21 protein-coding genes, 2 pseudogenes and 1 riboswitch are annotated in these 24663 nt (G+C 64.6%); of the genes and pseudogenes, 7 read left to right on the top strand and 16 right to left on the bottom strand.

From position 1 onward, the window contains the following. Positions 1-15 precede the first annotated feature (15 nt). From QYH69_RS26615 to QYH69_RS26600, 4 genes are all read right to left on the bottom strand, one after another. A complete protein-coding gene (locus tag QYH69_RS26615) occupies positions 16-1299 on the bottom strand; it encodes a multifunctional CCA addition/repair protein (protein ID WP_308834713.1) in 1284 nt (427 codons plus the stop codon). Continuing rightward, on the bottom strand, positions 1296-1943 hold the full coding sequence (locus QYH69_RS26610) for a glutathione S-transferase family protein (RefSeq protein ID WP_308834712.1): 648 nt from the start codon (positions 1941-1943) through the stop codon (positions 1296-1298). Before QYH69_RS26610 ends, QYH69_RS26615 begins: the two co-directional genes overlap by 4 nt. A gap of 98 nt (positions 1944-2041) precedes the next feature. Next, positions 2042-2998 (bottom strand): complex I NDUFA9 subunit family protein, encoded by a 957-nt coding sequence (locus tag QYH69_RS26605; protein ID WP_308834711.1) that lies wholly within the window; start codon positions 2996-2998, stop codon positions 2042-2044. Positions 2999-3120: 122 nt separating this feature from the next. Beyond that, positions 3121-5088, bottom strand: a complete 1968-nt coding sequence (locus QYH69_RS26600) for a transglycosylase SLT domain-containing protein (protein ID WP_308834710.1) — start codon at positions 5086-5088, stop codon at positions 3121-3123. An 80-nt stretch (positions 5089-5168) separates the two neighbouring features. Between QYH69_RS26600 and QYH69_RS26595 the strand changes: the two genes are divergently transcribed. After that, positions 5169-5720: a 5-formyltetrahydrofolate cyclo-ligase gene (locus QYH69_RS26595; protein WP_308834709.1), complete on the top strand. Its 552-nt coding sequence runs from the start codon at positions 5169-5171 to the stop codon at positions 5718-5720. Positions 5721-5829: 109 nt separating this feature from the next. On the opposite strand, the gene QYH69_RS26590 is transcribed toward QYH69_RS26595, so the two are convergent. Beyond that, positions 5830-6342, bottom strand: a complete 513-nt coding sequence (locus tag QYH69_RS26590; protein ID WP_075158434.1) for a winged helix DNA-binding protein — start codon at positions 6340-6342, stop codon at positions 5830-5832. Positions 6343-6531: 189 nt separating this feature from the next. Here QYH69_RS26590 and pxpB point away from each other — a divergent pair, with 189 nt between their 5' ends. The 4 genes from pxpB (at position 6532) to QYH69_RS26570 (ending at position 11312) form a co-directional block, all read left to right on the top strand. Continuing rightward, entirely contained in the window at positions 6532-7227 is a 696-nt protein-coding gene (gene pxpB / locus QYH69_RS26585) for a 5-oxoprolinase subunit PxpB (RefSeq protein ID WP_308834779.1), read from the top strand. Continuing rightward, positions 7224-8357 (top strand): biotin-dependent carboxyltransferase family protein, encoded by a 1134-nt coding sequence (locus tag QYH69_RS26580; protein WP_308834778.1) that lies wholly within the window; start codon positions 7224-7226, stop codon positions 8355-8357. The genes pxpB and QYH69_RS26580 overlap by 4 nt, the downstream gene beginning before the upstream one ends. A gap of 90 nt (positions 8358-8447) precedes the next feature. Beyond that, positions 8448-9200, top strand: coding sequence for a 5-oxoprolinase subunit PxpA (gene pxpA / locus QYH69_RS26575; protein ID WP_308834708.1), 753 nt, complete (start codon positions 8448-8450; stop codon positions 9198-9200). A gap of 243 nt (positions 9201-9443) precedes the next feature. Beyond that, the gene (locus tag QYH69_RS26570; protein ID WP_308834707.1) at positions 9444-11312 is read left to right on the top strand and encodes a tetratricopeptide repeat protein; all 1869 of its coding nucleotides are present in this window, start codon (positions 9444-9446) and stop codon (positions 11310-11312) included. On the opposite strand, the pseudogene QYH69_RS26565 reads toward QYH69_RS26570, so the two are convergent. The 11 genes and pseudogenes from QYH69_RS26565 to QYH69_RS26515 all read right to left on the bottom strand — a co-directional run bounded on the left by QYH69_RS26565 (position 11313) and on the right by QYH69_RS26515 (position 22945). Next, positions 11313-12559 (bottom strand): annotated as a pseudogene (locus QYH69_RS26565) (TraB/GumN family protein). Then, on the bottom strand, positions 12552-13574 hold the full coding sequence (locus QYH69_RS26560; protein WP_308834706.1) for a peptide ABC transporter ATP-binding protein: 1023 nt from the start codon (positions 13572-13574) through the stop codon (positions 12552-12554). Before QYH69_RS26560 ends, QYH69_RS26565 begins: the two are co-directional and overlap by 8 nt. Next, on the bottom strand, positions 13571-14569 hold the full coding sequence (locus QYH69_RS26555) for an ABC transporter ATP-binding protein (RefSeq protein ID WP_308834705.1): 999 nt from the start codon (positions 14567-14569) through the stop codon (positions 13571-13573). Before QYH69_RS26555 ends, QYH69_RS26560 begins: the two co-directional genes overlap by 4 nt. Before the next feature lies 1 nt (position 14570). Then, positions 14571-15488, bottom strand: coding sequence for an ABC transporter permease subunit (locus tag QYH69_RS26550; protein ID WP_308834704.1), 918 nt, complete (start codon positions 15486-15488; stop codon positions 14571-14573). A gap of 7 nt (positions 15489-15495) precedes the next feature. Beyond that, entirely contained in the window at positions 15496-16509 is a 1014-nt protein-coding gene (locus QYH69_RS26545; RefSeq protein WP_308834703.1) for an ABC transporter permease subunit, read from the bottom strand. A 158-nt stretch (positions 16510-16667) separates the two neighbouring features. Beyond that, the gene (locus QYH69_RS26540; protein ID WP_308834702.1) at positions 16668-18299 is read right to left on the bottom strand and encodes an ABC transporter substrate-binding protein; all 1632 of its coding nucleotides are present in this window, start codon (positions 18297-18299) and stop codon (positions 16668-16670) included. A gap of 303 nt (positions 18300-18602) precedes the next feature. After that, positions 18603-19433: a methylenetetrahydrofolate reductase [NAD(P)H] gene (gene metF / locus QYH69_RS26535; protein ID WP_308834701.1), complete on the bottom strand. Its 831-nt coding sequence runs from the start codon at positions 19431-19433 to the stop codon at positions 18603-18605. Between the two features lie 75 nt (positions 19434-19508). Continuing rightward, on the bottom strand, positions 19509-19862 hold the full coding sequence (locus QYH69_RS26530; protein WP_075158443.1) for a phage holin family protein: 354 nt from the start codon (positions 19860-19862) through the stop codon (positions 19509-19511). Between the two features lie 103 nt (positions 19863-19965). Continuing rightward, positions 19966-21387 carry an adenosylhomocysteinase gene (gene ahcY / locus QYH69_RS26525; protein ID WP_308834700.1) on the bottom strand — a complete coding sequence of 474 codons (1422 nt, stop codon included), beginning with the start codon at positions 21385-21387 and terminating at the stop codon, positions 19966-19968. A gap of 30 nt (positions 21388-21417) precedes the next feature. Next, positions 21418-21528, bottom strand: a riboswitch (S-adenosyl-L-homocysteine riboswitch). Positions 21529-21693: 165 nt separating this feature from the next. After that, complete coding sequence (locus QYH69_RS26520) at positions 21694-22431, bottom strand: LrgB family protein (protein ID WP_308834699.1); 738 nt, start codon at positions 22429-22431, stop codon at positions 21694-21696. Between the two features lie 46 nt (positions 22432-22477). Continuing rightward, positions 22478-22945 (bottom strand): CidA/LrgA family protein, encoded by a 468-nt coding sequence (locus QYH69_RS26515; protein ID WP_308834698.1) that lies wholly within the window; start codon positions 22943-22945, stop codon positions 22478-22480. Between the two features lie 190 nt (positions 22946-23135). Between QYH69_RS26515 and QYH69_RS26510 the strand changes: the two genes are divergently transcribed. Together QYH69_RS26510 and QYH69_RS26505 are read left to right on the top strand one after the other, a co-directional pair. Continuing rightward, positions 23136-24128, top strand: coding sequence for a LysR substrate-binding domain-containing protein (locus QYH69_RS26510; protein ID WP_308834697.1), 993 nt, complete (start codon positions 23136-23138; stop codon positions 24126-24128). Positions 24129-24299: 171 nt separating this feature from the next. Then, positions 24300-24605 (top strand): annotated as a pseudogene (locus QYH69_RS26505) (twin-arginine translocation signal domain-containing protein); the annotation flags it as partial. Between the last annotated feature and the right edge of the window lie 58 nt (positions 24606-24663).

Below are 24663 nucleotides of genomic sequence, written 5' to 3'. Positions count from 1 at the left end.
TCGCGCGATGGGACTTCAGTCGCCGTCTTTCTCCGGGGTTTTCTCCGGATCCTTCTCGCCAATCGCCTGCGCGACCGCTCGCACGCGCGCCCGATGCACCGCATCCTTGATTGCCGTGGGCTTATTCGCGCGTATATCGCCAAGCGCACCGGCAATCGCGCCCGCATCGACGCCGCGCGCCGCCACCAGCGCCTCGCGCAGCCGGTCGGCCTGCGGGTAATCGCGCGTCTCGAAACCGAGCCGCCCGCGCGCGTCGGCCTCGCACGCCTGCAGCGCCTCTGCAAAACGCGCAGGCTTGCGCAACGCGTCGCTGCGCTCGAAGAGGCGCACCAGCGCGGCCGCCCCCATCTCCATCACACGATGGATATTGCCGTGCTCGCGTGCGACGAGCACCGCGAGATCGCGGCACTCGTTCGGCACGCGCAGCCGTTCGCATAGCGGCTTCAACAGATCGACGCTGCGGCCTTCGTGACCGATATGGCGCGGCAGCACATGGTCGGGCGTCGTCGCCTTGCCAAGATCGTGCGTCAGCGCCGCGAACCGCACGGGCAACGAGTACCCGCGCTTTGCCGCATAGTCGACGACCATCATCACGTGCACGCCGGTGTCGACTTCAGGATGATAGTCGGCACGCTGCGGCACGCCGTACAGCGCGTCGATTTCGGGCAGCACGCGCGCGAGCGCGCCGCCTGTGCGCAACAGGTCGAACATCCGCGACGGCCTGTTCTCCATCAACCCGCGCGAGACTTCCTGCCAGACGCGCTCGGGCACGAGCGCATCGACTTCGCCGGCCTCGACCATCTTGCGAATCAGCTCGAGCGTTTCGGGCGCGAGCGTGAAATCGGCGAAGCGCGCGGCGAAGCGCGCGACGCGCAGAATGCGCACCGGGTCTTCGACAAATGCATGACCGACATGGCGAAACACGCGCGCCTTCAGATCCGCCTGCCCGTTGAACGGATCGACGACCGGCCCCGTCAGTTCGCCGTCCGGGCTCACCTCCTGTGCCATCGCGTTGACCGTCAGGTCGCGGCGCTCGAGGTCTTCTTCGAGCGTGACGTCCGGCGAATAGAAGAACTGGAAGCCGTGATAGCCGGCCGCGGTCTTGCGCTCGGTCCGCGCAAGCGCGTACTCCTCGTGCGTGACCGGATGCAGAAACACCGGAAAGTCCTTGCCGACCGGTCTGTAGCCTTGCGCGGCCATCTGCTCGGGCGTCGCGCCGACCACCACATAATCGCGGTCCTGCACGGGCAGGCCGAGCAGCTTGTCGCGAATCGCGCCGCCGACTGCATAGATTTTCATGCAGGAGTTTCGTAGTAATCGATCGTGTGCGTCTCGCGCATCGCGTCGGCAATCCAGGCCTGCACGGCGGGTGCATCGGTCAGACGCCGCGCGTAGGCGGCGGCCGCTTCGGACAACGCCGGCCGCCATGTGTTGAAGCGCATCACGACGGGCGCATACATCGCATCGGCAATGGTGAACTCGCCGAACAGGAACGGGCCGCCGTACTGGTCGAGACACGCGCTCCACAACGCCTCGATGCGCGCGATGTCGGCAAGCGCGCCGGGCGTCGCGCCCTTGCCTGGAAACGACGCGTGGATGTTCATCCACATGTTCGTGCGCAGCTCGGCGAAGCCCGCGTGCATTTCCGCGCTGACGCTGCGCGCATGCGCGCGCGCGGCCGCATCCCGCGGCCACATCGGCACGTCGGGGAAATGCTCGGCGAGCGTCTCGAGAATCGCAACGGATTCCCATACCGATGCGCCGTTGTCCATGACGAGGCACGGCACTTTGCCCGACGGCGAATGTTCGAGAATCGACGCGCGCGTGTCCGGCTCTCCGAGCCGGACCGCGACTTCTTCGAACGGAATGCCGAAATGCTTCATCAGCACCCACGGGCGCATCGACCACGACGAATAGTTCTTGTCACCAATCACGAGTTTCATGCGTTGTCCCCGGAAAAAGGCCGGTTAAGTTATGGGTTGGCGCTTCTCAGGCGCTTCTCAGGCGCTTCTCAGGCTCGCCTCGAACATCATCACCGCCATCAACGTCCCGCGTTCGCGCGAAACGTATTGAAGCGCGAACGCAGCGACGCGCCTGTCAGATACACGGGCGCAATGGTCTCGATGCTCGCCGGTTCGATGTCGAGCTCCGGCGCGAGCGGCCCCGTCAGCACGCTGTCGACTTTCATCGAATCGAGATTGTCGCGCGAAATGACAGGTTCGCCGGGCGCCATTTCGAAGGTCAGCGCCTGCAGCCGCGCGAAAGCATCGGGCAGCCGGACAATGCGCGCCTGCCTGCCGATCACCGTGCCGCAATATTCGACGAGCTGCTCGAGCGTATAGACAGCCGGTCCGCCGAGTTCGTAGACGCGGCCGTTGGCGGCGTCGAGATCGAGCACATTGACGATCGCCTTCGCGACGTCGCCGACGAACACCGGCTGGAACTTCGCATCGGGCATCGCGAGCGGAATGACCGGAAACACACGCTGCAAAAACGCAAACTTGTTTAGAAACGCGTCCTCGGGACCGAACACGACCGACGGTCGGAAGATGGTCGTCGCGAGCATCGACGACGCGCGCACCGCTTTTTCGCCATCGCCTTTCGAACGCATATACATGCTCGGTCCGTTTGGATCGGAGCCCAGCGCGCTCATCTGAATCAGCCGGTGCACGCCCTTGCCTTCGCAGGCGGCCACGATTTTCGTCGGCAGTTCGACATGGAGCTTTGCGAACTCCGGGCCGTACGGATGACCGCGATGCCCGTGCAGCGTGCCGACCAGATTGATCACCGCATCGGCATTCTCGACGAAGCGCGCGAGTTGCACGGGATCGAACACATCGACTTCGAGCACGTCGATCGGCAACAGCGTTAGATGTCGCGCGTTATAGCGTCGGCGTGTCGCAAGGCGCACCGTCTTGCCGAGCTCGACGAGCGCGTTGATGAGATGGCTGCCGATAAAACCGGAACCGCCGATCACCGCAATGGTTTGATGTCGCATTTCCGACCTCCAGTTGTCCTGCAAGCTGGTGGCTCGCATTCAGCAGGGAAGCCGCGGCAATGGCTGAAACTGAAGCCGCGCCGTGCGCATGCACGGCATGCGGCGCGGCGGATACGGCGCTGTTACGGTGCGATGTAACCCAAACGCGCCTTCAGCGATTGCGGACGGCCTTCGAACAACGCCGCATAGTAGACCGTGTTGGACAACACGTTCTTCACATAGTCGCGGGTTTCCTGAAAGGGAATCGCTTCCGCGAAAATCGCCCCTTCGACAGGGTGCTGCAGCGACTGACGCCAGTTGCGCGGGCGGCCGGGACCCGCATTGTAGCCGGCGGTGGCGAGCACGGCCGACCCGTCGAATTGATTGTAGATCATCGACAGATAGTTCGTGCCGAGCAGGATATTGGTGTTGAGGTCGTTCATCTGCTCGCGAGAAATCGGGCCGAGGCCGATCTTCCTTGCCACCAGCTGAGCGGTACCGGGCATCAATTGCATGAGCCCGCTTGCGCCGACTTCGGAGCGTGCGTTCAGGATAAAACGCGACTCCTGGCGAATCAGCCCGTAAGCCCACTCGACATCGAGCCCGTTCGACTGCGCGTCGCGCTCGACGATATCGCGGAACGGCGACAGGTAACGCAGCGAGAAGTCGTGCTCGGTCTTCGTGCGGTCCGCGGTATTCACCGTGCGATCGTAAAGCTCGATGCGGCGCGCGTACTCGGCCGCTGCCAGCAGTTGCACGTCGCTCATCGTGCGCAGCGGCCAGTTCCATTCGCGGTTGCCTTCGAGCCGCAGATTCAGCTGGTAGAAACGTTGCGCCAGCGCAAAGCCAGGCGTGTTTGCCGCTTGCTGCACTTCGGCGTCCGTGACCGTCGTTTTCGGCGGCACCGTGATCTTGCGGCCCAGTTCTTCGCTTGCGAGCTGCCCGTAGAAGTTGAAGCCCGAGGCGATCTGCGCGAATTCGTCGTTCGCCTGCGCCGTGTCGCCGGCCTCCTTCAGCGCGCGCGCATGCCAGTACACCCACGACGGCTGGCTGCGCAGCGCGGCAGGCATCTGCTCGATCGACCAGCGCACCATCGTCCAGTCGCCGGCGAGCAGCGCCGAGCGCGTGCGCCATTCGTAAGCAGGATTCGACAGCGGCGCGTTCGCCGACAGCCGGTACCAGTCCACCGCGCCCGGCATCTGCTTCAAGGCCGCCTGATACGCGATCGTGCCCCAGCCGATCGCGCGCTCCGGCGTGGTCAGCGACTGTGCGATCGAGGTGAACGTGGCTGCCGTCATGGCCGGATCGTTGCGCGCCATTCGCGTGATCGCGAGCAGCGCGAGCTGATGCGACTGCGGATCGGCGCCGACGCCGCGCGCGATCAGAAGCGGCGGCGTGGTGGCGGCCTGATTGAAGAGGTCCGGGTCGGGCCGCTGGTTGCCGAGCGCATCGACGAGCTTCGCGCCGGTATTCGTCTGGTTCTGCTCGTACGCGAGGCGGATCTGCTGCCAGACGTCATCGCTCGTGAACTGCTGGTTGATCGCGAGCGCGGTGATCAGATCGACGCAGCCGTCGCCGTAGTAGCGCGGCTCGACGAGCAGCGCGCGCGCCGCGTCGGCGACATTCTCGCCGTGCGCCGCACGCGATTCGAGCGCGTAGCACTTCACCTGCGTATCGTCGTTGAGCACGAAGCGCGCGTATTGTTCGTCGAAGTTGCGCCAGTCGTGGCGGGCACCGAGCACCGTCAGGTAGTCGTTGCGCATGCGGTCCGCAATCGCCTGGCCGTCGTACTTCTGCAGGAAGGCGAGCACCGGCGCATCGGGTGCATCGATGCGCGCATGTCCCGACGAATCGAACAGTTGCGGCTTCAGCTGGAAGTACTCGAGATACGACGGCGCCGGATAATCCGGAATCATCGCGGCCAGTTGCGCGGCGCGCACCGGATCGTTATTGCGCGCGGCTTCGCGCAACTGGACGAAGATCTGGTCGTCGTTGGTAAGCTGGGAAAGCGGGATGGGCTTCACGGCGGACGCCGTGCTGCATGCGACGAGGGCCGCCGCGGCAAGTGCTAGACCGACCGCGCGATATACTCGGAAAAGGCGTGTGGACATCGTTGTTTCTGGAGCGCGAATTGAACGAAAGGATAGCATGCAACCCTGACGCCAAATCATCGAAAAAGGGACTGCGGCGCATGTTGTTCGAAGCTCGGCTGCATGCGAGCCGCGACCCGGGCGTGAACGCCGCGTTGAACCGGCGCCTTCTCGAAATGTTGCAGAAGCATGCGCCGCGGCGCGTCGGCTTCTATTGGCCGCTCGAAAGCGAGTTCGATGCGCGCGCCGCGATCGCAACATGGCTTGCGCTCGATGCCGCGCGCGAAGCGTGTGTTCCGGTCGTCATGCAACGCGATGCGCCGCTCGCGTTTCACGCGTGGACGCCCGCTATGCCGATGGAAATCGGCGCGCATCGCATTCCCGTGCCTGCCACGGTGCGCGAGGTCATGCCCGATCTGGTCTTCGTGCCGTGTGTTGGCTTCGACGAGCATGGTTACCGGCTCGGCTACGGCGGCGGCTATTACGATCGCACGCTCGCCGGATGGCGCGTGGCCGGCGCGGCTCCGCTCGCGATCGGCATCGCGTACGAAGCGTGCAAGACGAACGCGCTGCCGCGCGAGCCGCACGATCTGCCGCTCGACGCGATCATCACCGATGCCGCTTGCTACCCGCGGCTACCCGCGCGGCAATGACAACGGCAGTGACGAACAACGGCACTGACAATCGCGATGGCGACGGGCGGACGCCCGCCGTGGCGTGCAGCTGAAAACGTCCCTGCTCCCAAGCGGGTACAGCTTCCCGCTACAGCGAAGCGGCCGCGCGCGCGGCCGTATCGTAGAGGCCGGACGCGTTGCGCATCAGTTGCGCGGCTTCGCCGATCTGCTGGTTCGTGAGACCGCTTTCGCGCAGCGTTGAAATAAGACAGCTTTCACGCACCTCGCGATACCTGACGCAGAGTTCGCGCCCGGCGTCGGTCGCCGAGAAGAACACTTCCTTGCCGCTCTTTTCGCTATGCACATAGCCTCGCGCCACGAGTTTCTTCAGCGCGTAGGTCGCAACGTGCGTGTCTTCGATATTGAGCACGAAGCAGATGTCCGCGAGTTTCTTGCGGCGTTCGCGATGACTCACATGGTGCAGCAGCGACACCTCGATCGCGGTCATGTCCTTTTCGCCCGCCGCCGACATGCAGCGAACCATCCACCGGTTGAAGGCGTTGCTCGCCATGATCAGCGCGTATTCGAGTTCTGAAAGTTCCGCGCTTTCGTCAGAAACGAGATGCTCCGACGAGACTATCTTGGTGGGATGACGCGCCATGAATAGGGTCCCGGAATGCGGCAGGAAGGGTCCCAAGTGTACGACGCACGGATTGGGGTGAAAGCCTGGCGAAAACGCTTATGGAGAAGTTATTGAGAATTTAATGAGAATATACGCGAGCCGATCCCGATGAAAAACGCGTCGGGACTGGAGATTGCGTATCCGCACATCGACCCTTCGACGCGACCCATGAGCCCATCGACGCGCCCCACTTCCCGTCACCCCCGCATCTATGCGTTCGGCGATACGGCACTCGTCTGCGAGTCGCCGCCGCCCGCCACGCTCGACTGTCAGCAACGCGTCTGGGCCGCTGCAGAGGCCGCGCGCACGTGGCCGCACGTGCTCGAAGTCGTGCCCGGCATGAACAACCTGACGCTCGTGTTCGATCCGCTCGCGGCCGATCGCAAGGGCCTCGCCGAACAGTTGCGCGCCGCCTGGGACGCAGCCGGCGATCGGTCGACGCCCGGTCGCGAAATCGAAATACCGGTTCGATACGGCGGCACGTGCGGACCCGATCTCGACGCAGTCGCCGCGCATACGGGCCTTTCCGCGCAAGAGGTCGTGGAGCGCCACGCGCAGGCCGAATACGTCGTGTTCTTTCTAGGCTTCCAGCCGGGCTTCGCGTATCTCGGCGGACTCGATCAGGCGCTGCACACGCCGCGCCGCGCCGAGCCGCGCGTTGAAGTGCCCGCGGGCTCGGTCGGCATCGGCGGATCGCAGACCGGTATCTATCCGGCCGCGTCGCCAGGCGGCTGGCAGTTGATCGGCCGCACGACGGTGCCGCTATTCGACCCGGCCCGCACGCCGCCCACTTTGCTGCAACCGGGCGACCGCGTGCGCTTTACGGTCGCGGAGCAACACGGATGGCCGGAACGACGGACATGATCGACGTGATCCGCGCGGGTCGTTTGACCTCGGTACAGGACCTCGGCCGCCACGGCTACCGGCATCTCGGCATCGCGATGGGCGGCGCGCTCGACCGGCTCGCGCTCGAAGTCGGCAACCGGCTCGTCGGCAACCGGCCCGATGCGGCCGGCCTCGAAATCACATTCGGCCCGACCGTGTTGCGCTTTCCGCGTGCGACGCGCGTGGCGATCACGGGCGGCGAATTCGGCGCGACGCTCGACGGCACGCCCGTTTATTCGTGGTGGAGCGTGCCCGTGCAGGCGGGCCAGCTGCTCGCGCTCAATGCGGCGAAGCGAGGAATGCGCTGCTATGTGTGCGTCGCGGGCGGCATCGATGTGGTGCCGGTGCTCGGTTCGCGCAGCACCGATCTCGGCGCGTGCTTCGGCGGCCTCGGCGGCCGCGCGCTGCGCGACGGCGACAGGCTGCCGATCGGGGTCGCCGCGGGCGCTCCACGAGAAGTAACGGCCAACGGAACGACCGGCGTAAGGACCGGTGAAACAACCGGTGAGACAACCGGCGCGCCGGCCACCCGTCCGCGCGGCTTGAGCCTCGATGCGCCTGCATTCGGCGTGAAGTCGCCGGCGTGGTGCAAGTTCGTCCTCGTCGACGAGCCGGTGCGGCGCGGCCGTCACGCGTCGGGCGCCGCATCGGAGATGCCGGTCCGCGTGCTGCCCGGGCCCGACTACGACCGCTTCAGCGACGCCGCGCACCGCGCGTTCTGGTCCGACGAATGGCGCGTGACGCCGAACAGCAACCGGATGGGCTATCGGCTTGCCGGCAGCGCGCTCGAGCGCAACGAAACGATCGATCTCCTGTCCCACGCTGTCATGCCGGGCACGATACAGGTGCCGCCGAATGGCCAGCCGATCGTCCTGATGAGCGATGCGCAGACCACGGGCGGCTACCCGAAGATCGGCTCGGTGATCTACGCTGATCTGTGGAAGCTCGCGCAGATCCGGCTCAACGGCGCCGTGCGGTTCGTCCCGACGACGCCGCATGAAGCGCGCGTTGCGCTGCTCGAAGAACGGCAGTATCTACAGCAGATCGATGCCGCGATCGCGCTGCATGAAGAACGTCGTGCGCGCGAGATGCCGGTCCCTGAGCCTTGATGGCCGAGCGGGCGAAGCAGCGGCAAACAGCAGGAAGTCACGCGGCGCGTCGCCAGGGCGCATCGCGTGAATGAAGAGTTGAGGAACATCATGGAAATCGATCTGAACGCCGATCTCGGCGAAGGCTGCGGCTCCGACGAAGCATTGCTCGATCTCGTCAGTTCGGCAAATATCGCGTGCGGCTGGCATGCGGGCGGCGCCAATGCGATGCGCGACTGCGTGCGCTGGGCCGTGCAGAAGGGCGTGTCGATCGGCGCGCATCCGAGCTTCAACGATCCGGAAAATTTCGGCCGCAAGGAGATGGACCTGCCGACCGGCGACATCTACGCGGGCGTGCTGTATCAGCTCGGCGCGCTGTCCGCGATCGCGCAGGCCGAAGGCGGACGCATCGCGCATGTGAAGCCGCATGGCGCGCTCTATAACCAGGCGGCGCGCGACGCGCGCATCGCCGACGCGATCGCGTGCGCCGTGCACGATTTCGATCCGTCGGTCGCCGTATTCGGGCTCGCGAATAGCGGCCTCGTCACGGCCGCGCGCGAGGCGGGGCTCGTCGCGATCGAGGAAGTGTTTGCCGACCGCGGCTACCGTTCCGACGGGTCGCTCGTGCCGCGCAAGGAACCGGGCGCGCTGCTCGACGACGAAGACGCCGTGCTCGAACGCACGCTGACGATGGTGCGCGAGCGACGCGTGCAGGCTGTCGATGGCCGGTGGGTGCCGATCAACGCGCAGACGATCTGCCTGCACGGCGACGGACCACATGCGCTCGCGTTCGCGCGGCGCATTCGCGGCGCGCTCGAAGGCGCGGGAATCGGCGTGCATGCGGCGGCGGGCGCGCGAGCCTGAAAGCACGCGCCTGCGTTCCGTTCGCGCTTTCCTGTCGTATCCGTGTCGTATCCCTGTCTCGTTTCTGCGCGTTTTCGAGATAAGCGATCACGCCGTGCAAGCCGCAAAACAGGCGTGTCGCCGCTATTTAGGATACGTCTGATGCAACTTGGCGCACCCCGGACCTAAGCTTGTGGGCATCCGAAATCCACAGTCCGGCGCGTGCACGCTGCAACGCGCGCCGGCGTTCCGCCGAGATCCGCGATGTCCAATTCCGCCACGCCTGTTCGTGCCGACGGCACGTCTGCTTCGTCTTCTTCGTCTGCTTCTTCGTCGGCTCAGCCCGATCGGGTCGGCCGATCCGCTGCTCAACCCGCTGCTCAAACCTACCCCACTGCTCTCGCATTCGCGCTCGAGGCCCATCGCGGGGGCCGTTTCGACGAAGCCCAGGCGCTCTATCGCGAAACGCTCGCAAGCATACCTGAGCATCCCGAGGCGCTGCATTACTACGGCGTACTGCAACATCAGCTTGGCGAACATCCGGCCGCGGCCACGCTGCTCGATCGCGCGTTGGCGCTCGATGCCTCGAATGCCGAATGCTGGAGCAATCGCGGGCTCGTCGCGGCGGCGTGCGGCCAGCATGCGTTCTCGCTGCAGTGCTATCGCAACGCGCTGCTGCTGAAGCCGGACTTCGCCGACGCGCATAACAACCTCGCGGTCGCGTTGCAGGCGCAAGGCGCGCTCGAAGAAGCGATCGCGCACTATCGCCACGCGCTCGCGATCGACGCGACACTGGTCGACGTCCACGTGAATCTTGGCTCGTCGTTGAACAAGCTCGGCCGTCATGAAGACGCCTACGCGCAATATCAGATCGCGCTGTCGCTCGATCCGAATTCGGCGCAGGCGCACTTCAACGCGGGCAACGCGCAGCAGGCGCGCGGCGAATTCGCCGCGGCCGCCGCTCACTTCCGGCATGCAATCGCTGCGAAACCGGATTTCGCCGACGCACATGTGAATCTCGGCACCGCGCTCGGCAAACTCGGCGAATACCGCGACGCGGAACAACACTACCGGCAGGGCGTCGCGCTGAACGGTAACGCGACGAACCTTGTCTGTCTCGGCGCCTCGCTCGGCGCCCAGGGCCGCCACGACGAAGAAGAGCAGTTCTATCGCGCGGCGCTCGCGCTCGAACCCGGGCAGCCCGACGCGCATCAGAATCTCGCCTGGCTCTATCTGAAGCGCGGCGACTACGGCCGCGGCTGGGCCGAATACGCACGACGCTGGCGCGCAAGCGACTATGAAGCGATCGCCGTCGAAGGCATTCCCGAATGGCACGGCGAGCCGATCGCCGGCAAGCGCATTCTGCTCGTGCGCGAGCAGGGTTTCGGCGACCAGTTCCAGTTCTTGCGTTACGCGCGCGTGCTCGCGGAACGCGGCGCGATCGTCGACGTCTGCGTGCGCGCGCCGTTGCTCGCCATCGCGCAACGCGTGCCCGGCGTGCGCCGCGCGTGGACCGGCACGCCGGGCGGCGACTACGACTTCTGGATCTCGCTGATGAGCGTGCCGTCGGTCGTCGGCACCGAAGTGCACACCATCCCGGCCGCGGTGCCGTACCTGTTTGCCGATGCCGCGAAAATCGCGCACTGGCGCGAGCGTCTGCATGAAGCCGTCGGTGCGCAGCCGAAAATCGGCCTCGTCTGGGCGGGCAGTCCGACCTTCGGCAACGACCGTTATCGTTCGATGCCGCTTGCGGCGCTCGCACCGCTGACCGAACTGACCGGGGTGGCGTGGCTCAACCTGCAAAAAGGCGCGGCGCACGCGCAACTGGCCGCGCTGCCCGAAGCGATCCGCCCGCTCGACTTCACGGCGGACCTGACTGACTTCTCGGACACCGCCGCACTGATCGCCAACCTCGATCTCGTGATTACCGTCGATACCGCCGTCGCGCATCTGACCGGCGCGCTGGGCAAGCCGCTGTGGGTCATGCTGCCCGCCAACTCGGACTGGCGCTGGCTCGAGCACCGCAGCGACTCGCCGTGGTATCCGACTGCGCGGCTGTTTCGGCAAACGACGCTCGGCGACTGGGCGCCGGTGGTGGAAAGCATGCGCGACGCGCTGGTGCGCGGCGAATGATCAGCTCGGCTCGACCACGAAGCCGCGCTGCCGCAACAACTGCAGCACGCCATTGCGGCCGCCGAGGTGCAGCGCACCGATGGCGACGAACACGGGCCTGTTCGGCGCGGAAATCGCGATCATCCGCGTGACGAAGCGGCGATTGCGTTCATAAAGAATCTTGTTGTCGATCGAGGCCGACACGCGCTTGTCGCGCGCGAGCTTCTCCGACTTGGCGGCCTCCCATGCGGCAAGCGCGTCGGCATCGCCGACGCGCCACAGCCGATGCAGCGCCTTCACGTCGTTCACGTTCTCCGCCGGCGTCTGCACGAGATCCTGCGCGAGCATTTCGCGCTGCTGCGCGAGATTGAGGCTCGTAAAGGCGCGCATCTGCTCGGCCAGCGTCTCGAGCCCGACGATCCGGCCGCGTTGCCGCAAATAGACATTCTGCAACTGGGCCTCGGTACCGTACTCGGTCTGCAGCCCGGCGCTCAGCGAATCGTAGGTCTCGACGAGCAGCGAAGCGAGCCACGGCAAGTCGGATCGTAGCCATGTCGTTCTGTGAGCCAAGGAGTTGGTAGAATGTTTTGTCTTCCTAAGACCGCTTGGCCTCCGACTTACAGCTTCGGCAGGCATGGATACCGGCAGATGCCGTACTTCGACACATCGTCCTGTGAAACGAGCAGATCGTCCGGAGACAGTTCGAGCGCAAGCGTCGGCGAGGCGGCGAGCGCGGCGAGAATCGGCCGCCGGAACGGCTGCCCGGGCGGATAGTCGACCGGATCGCCGACGTGCAACGTGCCGAGAATATAGATGGTCGTCGCGCCGCGCGTCGCGACATAGAACGGCATGCGGGCCGGCTCGGGGCGAACCGGGCCGCCCGTGGTCGTGCCCGAGGACGCCGGCGCCGGCGGCGGCGACGCACTGGTAGACGGCGCACCGACGCGCGGCGGCGCGGCCGGCGGATGCGGCAGCGGCAAGGTCGGCCGCGCCGTCCCCTGCGCGGCCGTGTTCGCCGGCGCCTCGCCGGCCGCGTACGCCGACGCGACCGGCGCCCACGCCGCGAGCCACGGCGGCATCGGCGCGGACCCGGCCACCGCCGCAAACGCGGCGGCCACCAGCATCAGACCGCAACATAGCGCGATGAACATGCGCGGCGCCCTGCGCAGCCAACGTAACGCATGCAACCCACGCAGCAGGTGCGCCCGGTGCCGCACGCCATCGACGCAGCGGCGCACCGCGCAGCGCGCCGCCGCCGTTTCAGGCATCCGCGTCCCCCACCTCCTCGGCGCGGTGACACGAAACCTGACGGCCATCCACTTCACGCAGCTTCGGTTCCTCCTGACGGCACCGGTCGATCGCATACGGGCAACGCTGATGGAAAGTACATCCCGACGGCGGATTCAGCGGCGACGGCATTTCGCCTTGCAGCCGGATCCGGATCCGCCGGTCCGCTTCGAAGATCGACGGCGTCGCAGACATCAGCGCCCGCGTGTACGGATGACGCGGCCTCTCGAAGATCGTCTTATTGTCGCCGAGTTCGGCGATGCCGCCGAAATACATCACCATCACGTCGTCGGCGATGTGCTCAACCACGGCCAGATTGTGCGAGATGAAGACGTAGCTGGTCTTAAACTCATCTTGCAGATCCATAAACAAATTAAGAATCTGCGCCTGGATCGAGACGTCGAGTGCGGACACCGGTTCGTCGGCGACGACGATCTGCGGATCGAGGATCATCGCCCGCGCAATCGCCACCCGCTGACGCTGCCCGCCCGAGAACATATGCGGGTAACGCTTCGCGTGTTCGGGCCGCAGCCCGACGATGCGCATCATGTGCGCGATGCGTTCGGCGCGCTCGTTCGCGGTAAGCGGCGTGTTGATCGCGAGCGGCTCGCCAAGCGTCTGCTCGACGGTCTTGCGCGGGTTCAGCGACGCAAACGGATTCTGGAACACCATCTGCACGCGCCGGCGCAGCGCCGCGATCTTCGCGTGATCGGCGCCGGCCACATCTTCGCCGTCGATCAGGAGGCGTCCCGCAGTCGGCGATTCGATCATCGTCAACTGGCGCGCGAGCGTCGATTTGCCGCAGCCGGATTCGCCGACGACTGCGAGCGTGCGCCCGCGCGTCAGCGCAAACGACACGCCGTTCAACGCCTTCACCGTGCCGTGGCCGAACATGCCGCGCTTCACGTCGTAGTGCTTTGCCAGTTGCTCGGCGACGAGCACGTGGTCGCCGCCGGCCGCGGCGCCCGAATGGCCCGTTTCAGGAACTGCGTTCATCGTGCGCCTCCCGGTCGAATCGCATCGGTAGCCAGGTTCAGCGGCTTGATGCAGCGCGCGCGAACCGTATTGTCGTGATTGGGCAAGCCGCCGAGCGGCGGCCGCGCTTTCCTGCAATCGTCGACGACGTACTTGCAGCGCGGCGCGAAGAGGCAGCCCTTCGGCCGGTCATCGCGGCCCGGCACGAGGCCCGGCAGCGCCGCCAGCCGCACGGCGCCGACGTTATGCTCGGGAATCGCCGCCAGCAGCGCTTCGGTGTACGGATGATGAGGCGCCGCGAAGATATCGGGCACGCGGTTCGTCTCGATGATCTCGCCCGCGTACATCACGGCCACGCGTTGCGCGACTTCCGAGACCACGGCCAGGTCGTGCGAAATCAGCACGAGCGCCATGCCGCGCTCTTTCTGCAACTGCACGAGCAGTTGCATGATCTGCGCCTGGATCGTCACGTCGAGCGCGGTAGTCGGTTCGTCGGCGATCAGCAGTTTCGGATTGCATGCGACGGCCATCGCGATCATCACGCGCTGGTTCATGCCGCCCGACATCTGGTGCGGAAACGAACCGATGCGGTTCTTCGCATCGGGAATGCCGACCTGGTCGAGCAGTTCGAGCGCGCGGCGGTTCAGCGCGTCGCCGCGCAGCCCTTCGTGCAGCTTCAGCACTTCCTTGATCTGATAGCCGACCGTGTAGCTCGGGTTCAGGCTCGTCAGCGCGTCCTGAAACACCATCGCGATGTCTTTGCCGATAATTTTGCGGCGTTCTTTCGGCGGGGCGGTCAGCAGGTTCTTGCCGTCGAAGGTGATTTCGTCGGCCGTCACCTTGCCCGGCGCGTCGATCAGGCCCATCAGCGCCATCATCGTCACGCTCTTGCCCGAGCCCGATTCTCCGACCACGCCGACCACTTCCCCGGGCGCGACATTGAGATTGACGCGGTCGACCGCGGCGAGGCCGCCGAAGTCGACGGCGAGATTGCGGATGGTCAATAAATCGCTCATGTCAGGCCATCCGTTTCAGTTTGGGATCGAGCGCGTCGCGCAGCCCGTCGCCGAGCAGGTTGATTGCGAGCACCGAGATCAGAATCGAAAGACCGGGCATCGTGACGATCCACCATGCGCTGTCGATATAGTCGCGCGCGGAGGCGAGCATCGCGCCCCACTCGGCCGACGGCGGCTGTACGCCGAGACCGAGGAAGCCGAGCGCGGCCGCATCGAGAATCGCCGACGAAAAGCCGAGCGTGGCCTGCACGATCAGCGGCGCGGTGCAGTTCGGCAGCACTTGCGAGAACATGAGCCGCAGCGTGCCGGCCCCCGCGACGCGCGACGCCATCACATATTCCTTGTGCAGTTCGCCGAGCGCCGAGGCGCGCGTCAAACGCACGTAGCCCGGCAGCGCGACGATCGCAATCGCGAACATCGTGTTGAACAGGCCCGGGCCGATGATCGCGACCACGGCAACTGCAAGCAGCAGCGACGGCAACGCGAGCAGCACGTCCATCACGCGCATGATCGGCGTGTCGGCCCACTTGTCGAAGAACGCGGCGATCAGGCCGAGCACGATGCCGGGAATCAGCGCGAGCACGACCGACACGCAACCGATCCAGAACGACAGCCGCGCGCCGTACATGAGCCGCGAGAGAATGTCGCGGCCCGCTTCGTCGGTGCCGAGAATGAACTTCCAGTTGCCGCCGTCGAGCCACGCGGGCGGAATCTTCACAAAATCGCGGTATTGCTCGATCGGACTATGCGGAGCGATCAGCGGCGCGAAAATCGCGATGAACACCATCACGAGCACGACGATGCCGGCGCCGACCGCGCCGCGATTGCGCGAGAAGTTGGCCCAGAATTCGCGGGCGGCGAGCGCGCGGCCGCTCGGCGGCGTCACCGCCTGCGGGACTGCATTTTGAAGGTCTGCCATCTTGCTTTTACCTCGTATGGCGAATGCGCGGATTCAACACGCCGTACAGCAGATCGACGACGAGGTTCACCACGATAACGAGCGTGGCGATCATCAGAATCCCGCCCTGCACGACCGGATAGTCGCGCCGGCTGATCGCATCGATCAGCCACTTGCCGATGCCGGGCCACGAGAACAGCGTTTCGGTCAGCACCGCGCCGGCGAGCAGCGTGCCGACCTGCAGGCCGATCACGGTGACGACCGGAATCAGCGCGTTACGCAATGCGTGCACGACGACCACGCGCACCGGCGATAAACCCTTCGCGCGCGCGGTACGGATGTAATCTTCGCGCAGCACTTCGAGCATCGACGAGCGCGTCATGCGCGCGACCACCGCAAGCGGAATCGTGCCGAGCACGATCGCGGGCAGAATCAGATGGCTGACCGCCGAGCGGAACGAGCCCTCGTCGGTGCCCGGCAGCAGCGAGTCGATCAGCAGGAAACCCGTTACGTGCGGAATGTCGTATTCGACCGCGATGCGGCCCGACACGGGCGTCCATCCGAGCTTCGACGAAAACACCATGATGAGGATCAAGCCCCACCAGAAGATCGGCATCGAGTAACCGGCCAGCGCGGTGCCCATCACGCCATGATCGACGGCGGTGCCGCGCTTGAGCGCGGCGAACACGCCGGCCGGCAAACCGACCACGAGCGCGAACAGCATCGCGCAGATCGACAGTTCGACCGTCGCTGGAAAGCGCGCCAGAAACTCGTCCATCACGCTTGTGTTCGTGATGATCGAGGTACCGAGATTGCCGGACAGCGCGCGTCCGACGTAGTGCAGATATTGAAGCGGCAACGGCTCGTCGAGCCCGAGGCGGTGAAGCGCCGCCGCATGCAGCGCCGGGTCGACGCCGCGCTCGCCCATCATCACTTCGATCGGGTCGCCTGGAATCAGGTGGATGAGCGCGAACGCAAGGATCGTAATTCCGATGAAAGTCGGTATCACCATCCCGATGCGGCGCAAAACGAATCGGAACATGGATCGTCCCTATGGTATGGATGGGGAAAAATGCAACCGGCGACAAGGGCTCGTGACCCCGTCGCCGGACAGTTTCGACCAGTCTTCTTAACCGTGCGAAAAACTTACCGCGGGGCGCGAGGCATATCGCCCGCCGCCGCGTGCCACGACGTGCCGCCTTACTGCATGCCGACGCCGTCGAAACGCAGGTAACCGAGCGATTCGATGCGCATGTCGGTGACCTTCTTGCTCATCGGCTGATAGACAGTCGAGTGTGCGATCGGCGAGAACGGCAGTTGTTCCGCAAAGATCTGCTGCGCCTGCACATAAAACTTCGTGCGCGCGTCCTGACCGTTGGTTTCGCGGCCCTTCTTCACGAGGTCGTCGAAAGGCTTGTAACACCATTTCGAGAAGTTATTGCCATTCACTGCGTCGCAGCCGAGCAGCGTGCCGAGCCAGTTGTCCGGATCGCCGTTGTCGCCGGTCCAGCCGATCAGCATCGTATCGTCTTCGCCCGCGTGCGCGCGCTTGATGTACTCGCCCCACTCGTACGTGACGATCTTCGCCTTCACGCCGATCTTCGCCCAGTCGGCCTGAATCATCTCGGCCATCAGCTTGCCGTTCGGGTTGTACGGACGCTGCACCGGCATGGCCCAGAGCGTGATCTCGAAGCCGTTCGGGAAACCGGCCTTCGCGAGCAACGCCTTCGCCTTGTCCGGATCGTACGAAGCTGCCTTCAGCGATTTGTCGTACGACCATTGCGTCGGCGGCATCGGGTTCGTCGCGAGCTGGCCCGCGCCCTGATACACGGAATCGACGATCGCTTTCTTGTTGATCGCCATGTCGAGCGCTTCGCGCACTTCGAGCTTGTCGAGCGGCTTGTGCGTGACGTTATACGCAAGGTAGCCAAGGTTGAAGCCCGCTTGCGACGGCATCGCGATGTTGTTGTCGGCCTTCAGCGGCGCGATATCGGCAGGACGCGGGTAGCTCATCACCTGACATTCGCCGGCCTTCAGCTTCTGCACGCGCACGCCCGCATCGGGCGTGATCGAGAAGATCAGCTTCGAGACCTTGACCGTGTTCGGCTTCCAGTAATCAGGATTGCCGTCGAAGCGGATCGTCGCATCCTTCGTGTAGCTCTTGAAGATGAACGGGCCCGTGCCGACCGGCTTCTGGTTGATGTCGGCGGCCTTGCCTTCCTTCAACAGCTGGTCCGCGTATTCAGCCGACAGGATCGACGCGTATTCCATTGCGAGATTCTGGATGAACGGCGCGTTCACTTCGGCGAGCGTGAATTTCACCGTGTACGGGTCGACCTTTTCGACCTTCGTGATCAGCTTGTCGAGACCCATGTCGCTAAAGTACGGGAACTGCACCGGGTAGGCCTTGCGGAACGGCTGATTCGGATCGAGCATGCGCTGGAACGTGAAGATCACGTCGTCCGCGTTGAACTCGCGCGTCGGCTTGAAAAACGAAGTGGTCTGGAATTTGACGCCGTGACGCAGATGGAACGTATACGTTTTGCCGTCCGGCGACACGTCCCACTTTTCGGCGAGGCCCGGTTCGACCTTCGTGCCGCCGCGTTCGAATTCGACAAGACGGTTATAAACGGTGAACGTATTGGCGGTGAAGTCCACGCCCGTCGTGTATTGCGCTGGATCGAAACCCGCGGGGCTGCCTTCTGAGCAGTAGACGAGGGTTTTATTCGGGATGTCGGCGGCATTCGCCAGTTGCGTGCCCGCCATCGTCACCGCTGCGGCCGCGCTTAGCATTGTGAGCCGGAGCGCGCGCAACAGTCTGTTTTGGTTCATGTTTCCTCCAGATTTGTAACCGGTCAAAACCAGCGTAGCGCGATATTACTGAGCTTTACCGGCCCTCACAAGCGGACAAAATCCGGTGGCGCAAACGTTCAAACATGTATATGGGAATCGGGCGCGGGCGCCCTCGATTGGCCCGATCAACCGCCTTGTGCGGCAGAACGTCTTGCGCAAGATCGCGCAAGACGTTTTCGATCGCAGCATGAGCTATGCGCGGCGGGTTATAACCGGCGCGCAAGTCGTGACCGTGCGTCCTGGCCGTGCGTCCTGGCCGTGTGCCCTGGCCGTGAATCCGGCCTACAGACCGAGCCGCTCGCAGATCGTCCTGGTCGACGCAGCGGCGTTGAGCGTATAGAAATGCAGGCCCGGCACACCCGCATCGACGAGCCGCTGACACAGCCCCGTTACGACGTCGAGTCCGAACGCGCGAATCGCTTCGCGGTCGTCGCCGAAACTCTCGAGCCGCCGCGCGATCCAGCGCGGCACTTCGGCGCCGCACATTTCCGAAAAGCGCATCAGCTGCGAGTAGTTTGTGATCGGCATGATGCCGGGCACGATCGGCACATCGACGCCGAGCTTGCGCGCATCGTCGACGAACTGGAAGTACGCGTCCGCATTGAAGAAGTACTGCGTGATCGCGGAGTCCGCGCCGGCCTTCACCTTGCGCGCGAAATTCTCGAGATCGTGCCGCGGCGTGCGCGACTGCGGATGGTATTCCGGATACGCGGCGACTTCGATATGAAACCAGTCGCCGGACTCGGCGCGGATAAAGCTGACGAGCTCCGACGCATAGCGCAGTTCGCCGACCGCGCCCATGCCCGACGGCAGGTCGCCGCGCAACGCGACGATATGGCGAATGCCATGCGAGCGGTACTCGCCGAGAATGCGCCGCAGGTCGTCTTTCGACGAGCCGATGCACGACAGATGCGGCGCCGCTTCGAGACCGCCCTTCGACATGTCGAGGACGGTATCGAGCGTGCCTTGCTGCGTCGAGCCGCCCGCGCCGAATGTGACCGACACAAACTTCGGCTTGAGCGCAAGCAGTTGCTCGCGTGTCGCGCGCAGCTTCTCGACGCCTTCCTGCGTTTTAGGCGGGAAGAATTCGAATGAAAGTTCCATAGGGTTCATGGTCCGGATCAGAATCCGATAGGCAATGGCAGCATGCCCGCCGCGCGCCGCAAGTTGCGCCTCGCGCGGCGACGGCTAGCCGAAACTGCGATTGCCGAAAATAAGCGCGGACAGCAGCCACGAAACGATGCTGTACAGAATCGAGCCGAAGAACGCCGACCAGAAACCCGACACTTCGAAGCCCTTCAGCAGCGACGCGCACAGCCAGAAACACAGTGCGTTGACGACGAGAATGAAGAGTCCGAGCGTGAGTATCGTGACCGGCAACGTCAGCAGGATCAGCACCGGCCGCAACACCGTGTTGATGAGCCCGAGCACGAGCGCGACGATCAGCGCCGTGCCGAAGCTGCGGATGTGGATCGACGGCACGAGGTACGTGATGATCAACAATGCGAGCGCATTGATCAGCCAGGTCAACAGCACGGTCATCGAAGGCTCCTTATGTTCACATTGTGCTCACGGTCCGCATTGAACACGAATGCGCGCGGTGCATGCCATGCATCTGGCGCACCGCGCGCAATCGGCAACGTGCCTAGTAACGGTAGTGGTTCGGCTTGAACGGACCGTTCCTGTCGACGCCGATATAGCTCGCCTGATCCGTCGACAGCACGGTCAGGTTCGCACCGATACGCGCGAGGTGCAGGCGCGCGACCTTCTCGTCGAGCTGCTTCGGCAGCACGTAGACCTTGTTCTCGTACTTGTTGCCTTGCGTGAACAGTTCGATCTGCGCGAGCGTCTGGTTCGTGAACGAGTTCGACATCACGAACGACGGGTGGCCCGTGGCGCAGCCGAGGTTGACGAGGCGGCCTTCGGCCAGCAGGATCACGCGCTTGCCGTCCGGGAAAATGATGTGGTCGACTTGCGGCTTGATGTTTTCCCACTGGTACTGGCGCGTCGAAGCGACATCGATTTCCGAATCGAAGTGGCCGATGTTGCAGACGATCGCGTTGTGGCGCATCGCCTTCATGTGATCGTGGTTGATCACATGGTAGTTGCCGGTGGCCGTCACGAAAATGTCGGCCTTGTCGGCCGCGTATTCCATCGTCACGACGCGGTAGCCTTCCATCGCCGCCTGCAACGCGCAGATCGGATCGATTTCGGTCACCCACACGGTCGCGCCGAGGCCGCGCAGCGATTGCGCGCAACCCTTGCCCACGTCGCCGTAACCGGCAACCACGGCGATCTTGCCCGCGATCATCACGTCGGTGGCGCGCTTGATGCCGTCCACGAGCGACTCGCGGCAGCCGTACAGGTTGTCGAATTTCGACTTCGTCACCGAGTCGTTCACGTTGATCGCGGGGAACGGCAGACGGCCTTCCTTCTCCATCTGGTACAGACGATGCACGCCGGTCGTGGTTTCTTCGGTCACGCCCTTGATGTGCGCGAGGCGCTTCGAATACCAGGTCGCGTCCACGTCGAGATGCTGCGCGATCGACTTGAACAGCGCGGTTTCTTCTTCGTTGGTCGGCTTGGCGATCACCGAGCGATCCTTCTCGGCCTTCGAGCCGAGAATGAGCAGCAGCGTTGCATCGCCGCCGTCATCGAGGATCATGTTCGCGAACTGACCGTTCGGCCATTCGAAGATGCGGTGCGTGAATTGCCAGTATTCGTCGAGCGATTCGCCCTTGAATGCGAACACCGGCGTGCCGCTTTCGGCGATCGCGGCAGCGGCGTGGTCCTGCGTCGAGAAGATGTTGCACGATGCCCAGCGCACGTCGGCGCCGAGCGCCTTCAGCGTCTCGATCAGCACGCCGGTCTGGATCGTCATGTGCAGCGAGCCCGCGATGCGCGCGCCCTTCAACGGTTGCTGCGTCTTGTACTCGTCGCGGATCTGCACGAGGCCCGGCATCTCCGTTTCGGCGATGTTCAGTTCCTTGCGGCCCCAGCCTGCGAGCGCGAGGTCTGCGACGACGAAATCTTTCGAGTCTTTGGAATCGTAAACTGCGGCGTTCATCACGCCCTCCTTTCTAAGAAAATTAGAAGATTGACGTGAGCGCCGTTCGATACGAAGAGCAAGCGCTTGATGCAGTTACTCTTCGAATTGACCACCTTCGAGCCTGGCGGGCGGGAACCCGTCGCAACGCTCCTCGAAGGCGAGCGCAGATTGTAGCAAATCAGGATGGCGCGTGCGACCCGCATTTACCGTGATGGGGCCCGATGAACGCGCGCTGTAACGCGCCTCGCGGCCGCATGTTCGAAGCGTTCGCGCCGCGCGCTGCCTCACGCGTTACCGCTCATGCATCACTCGCATGCATCGCCCTTAAACAGGCAGCATGCCGAGCAATGGCGCAAGCAGCACCATCACGACGCCGGCGATCATCATCGTGAGACTCGCGACGACACCTTCCTCGCTGCCGAGCTCGCGCGCCTTCGCGGTGCCGACGCCGTGCGCGGCCGCACCGAACAGTGCGCCGCGCGCGAGGCGCGAGCGCAGCGGCAGCAGCGCGAGCACGAGCTCGCCGAAGATCATGCCGCACACGCCCGTCGCGATCACGAACAGCGCGGTCAGGTCTTTCGGCGCGTGAATCTTGTCGCTGACCGCGAGCGCGAACGGTGTCGAGATGGAACGCGTCATGAGGCTGCGCTGCAATTCGGGCGACAGGTGCAGCAGTTTCGCGAGCGCAAGCGAGCCGCCCACCGCGACGACGATGCCGACCACCACTCCCACCGCGAGCGAGATCCAGTGCCGCTTCATCAAGTCGCGATACTCGTAGATCGGCACGGCGAACGCGACGGTTGCGGGGCCGAGCAGCCACATGAGCCAGCGCGTGTCCTGGAAGTAAACGCGATACGGAATATGCGCGAGCGCGACGATCGCCACGAGCACGATCGGCACGGCGACAAGCGGCGTGAACCACATCGTCTTCACGCGCGCGTAGAGCATCTTCGACATGAAGTAGAGCGCGACTGTCAGCACGAGACACCCGGCAGCAATCGCGCGCGACGCATCGTCGGCGCGAAGGAACGTGAAAAGCGGGGACGTGAAGAATGCGGTCATGGCGAGGCCGTATCGTTAGCGTTTAACTCGACGCGCGAAGCGACCTTCAGCCGCGACCGGCGCGGCCCGCGACAACCGGCACGCGACGCAGCGCAAGCCGGCGCTCGAAACGCGATGCCTGCTCGACCGCGAACGCCACCGCGACCATCACCATCAGCGTGCCGCCCGCGACCACGAGCGCAAGCCGCCAGCCGTCCTCGCGAAACAGCCCGCCGTACTGGACCGCCGCGACGGCGGCTGGAATGAAGAACAGCAGCAGTTCCGACAGCAACCAGTCCGCGCCCGCTTTCACCCAGCGCGGCGCGATGCCGCCGCACAGCAACGCGGCGAGCAGCGCGAGCAGGCCGATCACGCCGCCCGGCACCGGCAACCCGATGCGCTTCACCGCAAAGTCGGCGACGAACCAGACGCCCGCGAGCGCGAGGCATTGCGCGACGATCCGTGCAATACGCACGACCGGCTCGAGGGCGGCCGAGCGCGCGCCCGCGGCGAACTTCGTGACTGAAACGCTCATGGCCACTCCCTGAAATCGCTTATGGTCAGGCGAGTATAGGGTTATCCCTGATATAAATATAATGACTTACACACATTGAAATCATTCCATAATGGAATCCTGCTGCGCTGAGCGGAATTGAACTGACACGGTGCCGCATCAGCCCGGACCGGCGCCGCGTCGGGGCGGCATTTACAACGGGAGCCTTATCGTGGAACTGCGCGCGCTTCGCTATTTCATCGAGGTCGTCCGGCAACAAAGCTTCACCGTCGCTGCCGGGCAGATGTACGTGACGCAGCCGACCATCAGCAAGATGGTGAAGGCGCTCGAAGACGAAATCGGCTCGCCGCTGCTGTTGCGCGACGGCCGCCAGATGGTGCTGACCGATGCCGGCCGGATCGTCTACCAACGCGGTCAGGACGTACTCGCCGCGCAGGCGCAGCTACAGAAAGAACTCGACGACCTCGGCACGCTCGGCCGCGGCACGCTGACCATCGGCATTCCGCCGATGGGCGGTGCACTCTTCACGCCGGCCATCGCCGCATTCCGCCAGCGCTATCCGAAGGTCGAGCTGAAGCTGATCGAGGAAGGCTCGCGCGCCGTCGAGGCGGCGCTGATCGACGGCGAACTCGAACTGGGCGGCGTGCTGCTGCCGGTCGATCCCGACAGGATCGACGCGCTGCCGATGACGCGTCAGCGCCTGTGGCTCGTCGCGCGCAAAGGCTCCCGCTGGGACGCGATGAAACAGGTGCCGCTCGCCGATCTCGCCGCCGAGCCGTTCGTGTTCTACGGCGAAAGTCTCGCGCTCAACGACGTCGTGCTGCACGCGTGCCGCGTCGCCGGCTTTGTACCGGGCATCGTGAGCCACAGCGAGCATTGGGACTTCATGGTTGCGCTGGTGCTGGCGGGCGTCGGCATCGCGTTGCTGCCGGCGCCGTACTGCCGCCGGCTCGATGCGGCGGAGTTCACGTGCCGGCCCGTCGTCGAGCCGGAAATTCTGTGGGAAATCGCGATCGGCTGGCGGCGCAACGGCTACCTGTCGCACGCCGCGCGCGCGTGGCTCGATGTTGCACGCGAGACGCTGCGCGGGCAGTCCGGCGACGACTTCATGCATGCGCCGGCGCTCGGGATCGTGATGAGCGGCGCGACGGCGATGCCGGCCGGAACCGCAAACGACGAGGCCGACGGCAGCGTCAGGAAATGATGCCGATACCCGCCATGTGCGCCGGGTATCGTAATGGTTAACCTTTCATTGGCGTTACAAAGCAGCCTACCTAGAATGCAGTGGCAGCTGAACGGACGATCGGGTCGCGGGCGATAGATACCTCGCTGTCCGGCGGCATCGTGCAGCGAAACAGGTTCTGGGGAGACAGCCGTGGCCACGTCCGACAGGAAAAGAAAGAGTGAACCGGCGCGCCGGAAATTTCTTCGGCGCGCGTCCGCTGGGGCGGCGGCCGGCGCCACAGGGGCGGTATCGCTGGGCTTTCCGGCAATCGTGAAAGCACAAGGCCCGACCGTGATGCGCTGGCAGAGCACGTGGCCGCAAAAAGACATCTTCCACGAGTACGCCGTCGACTTCGCCGGCAAGGTCAATACGATGACCGGCGGCGACCTGAAGATCGAGGTGTTGCCGGCCGGTGCCGTCGTCAAGGCGTTCGATCTGATCAAGTCGGAGGCCAAGCGGTCTTAGGAAGACAAAACATTCTACCAACTCCTTGGCTCACAGAACGACATGGCTA

The organism is Paraburkholderia sp. SARCC-3016, assembly GCF_031119615.1.
Taxonomy (GTDB): domain Bacteria; phylum Pseudomonadota; class Gammaproteobacteria; order Burkholderiales; family Burkholderiaceae; genus Paraburkholderia.
Note: the sequence above shows the minus strand (reverse complement) of the source record. Positions and strands in the feature narration are given on the sequence as shown.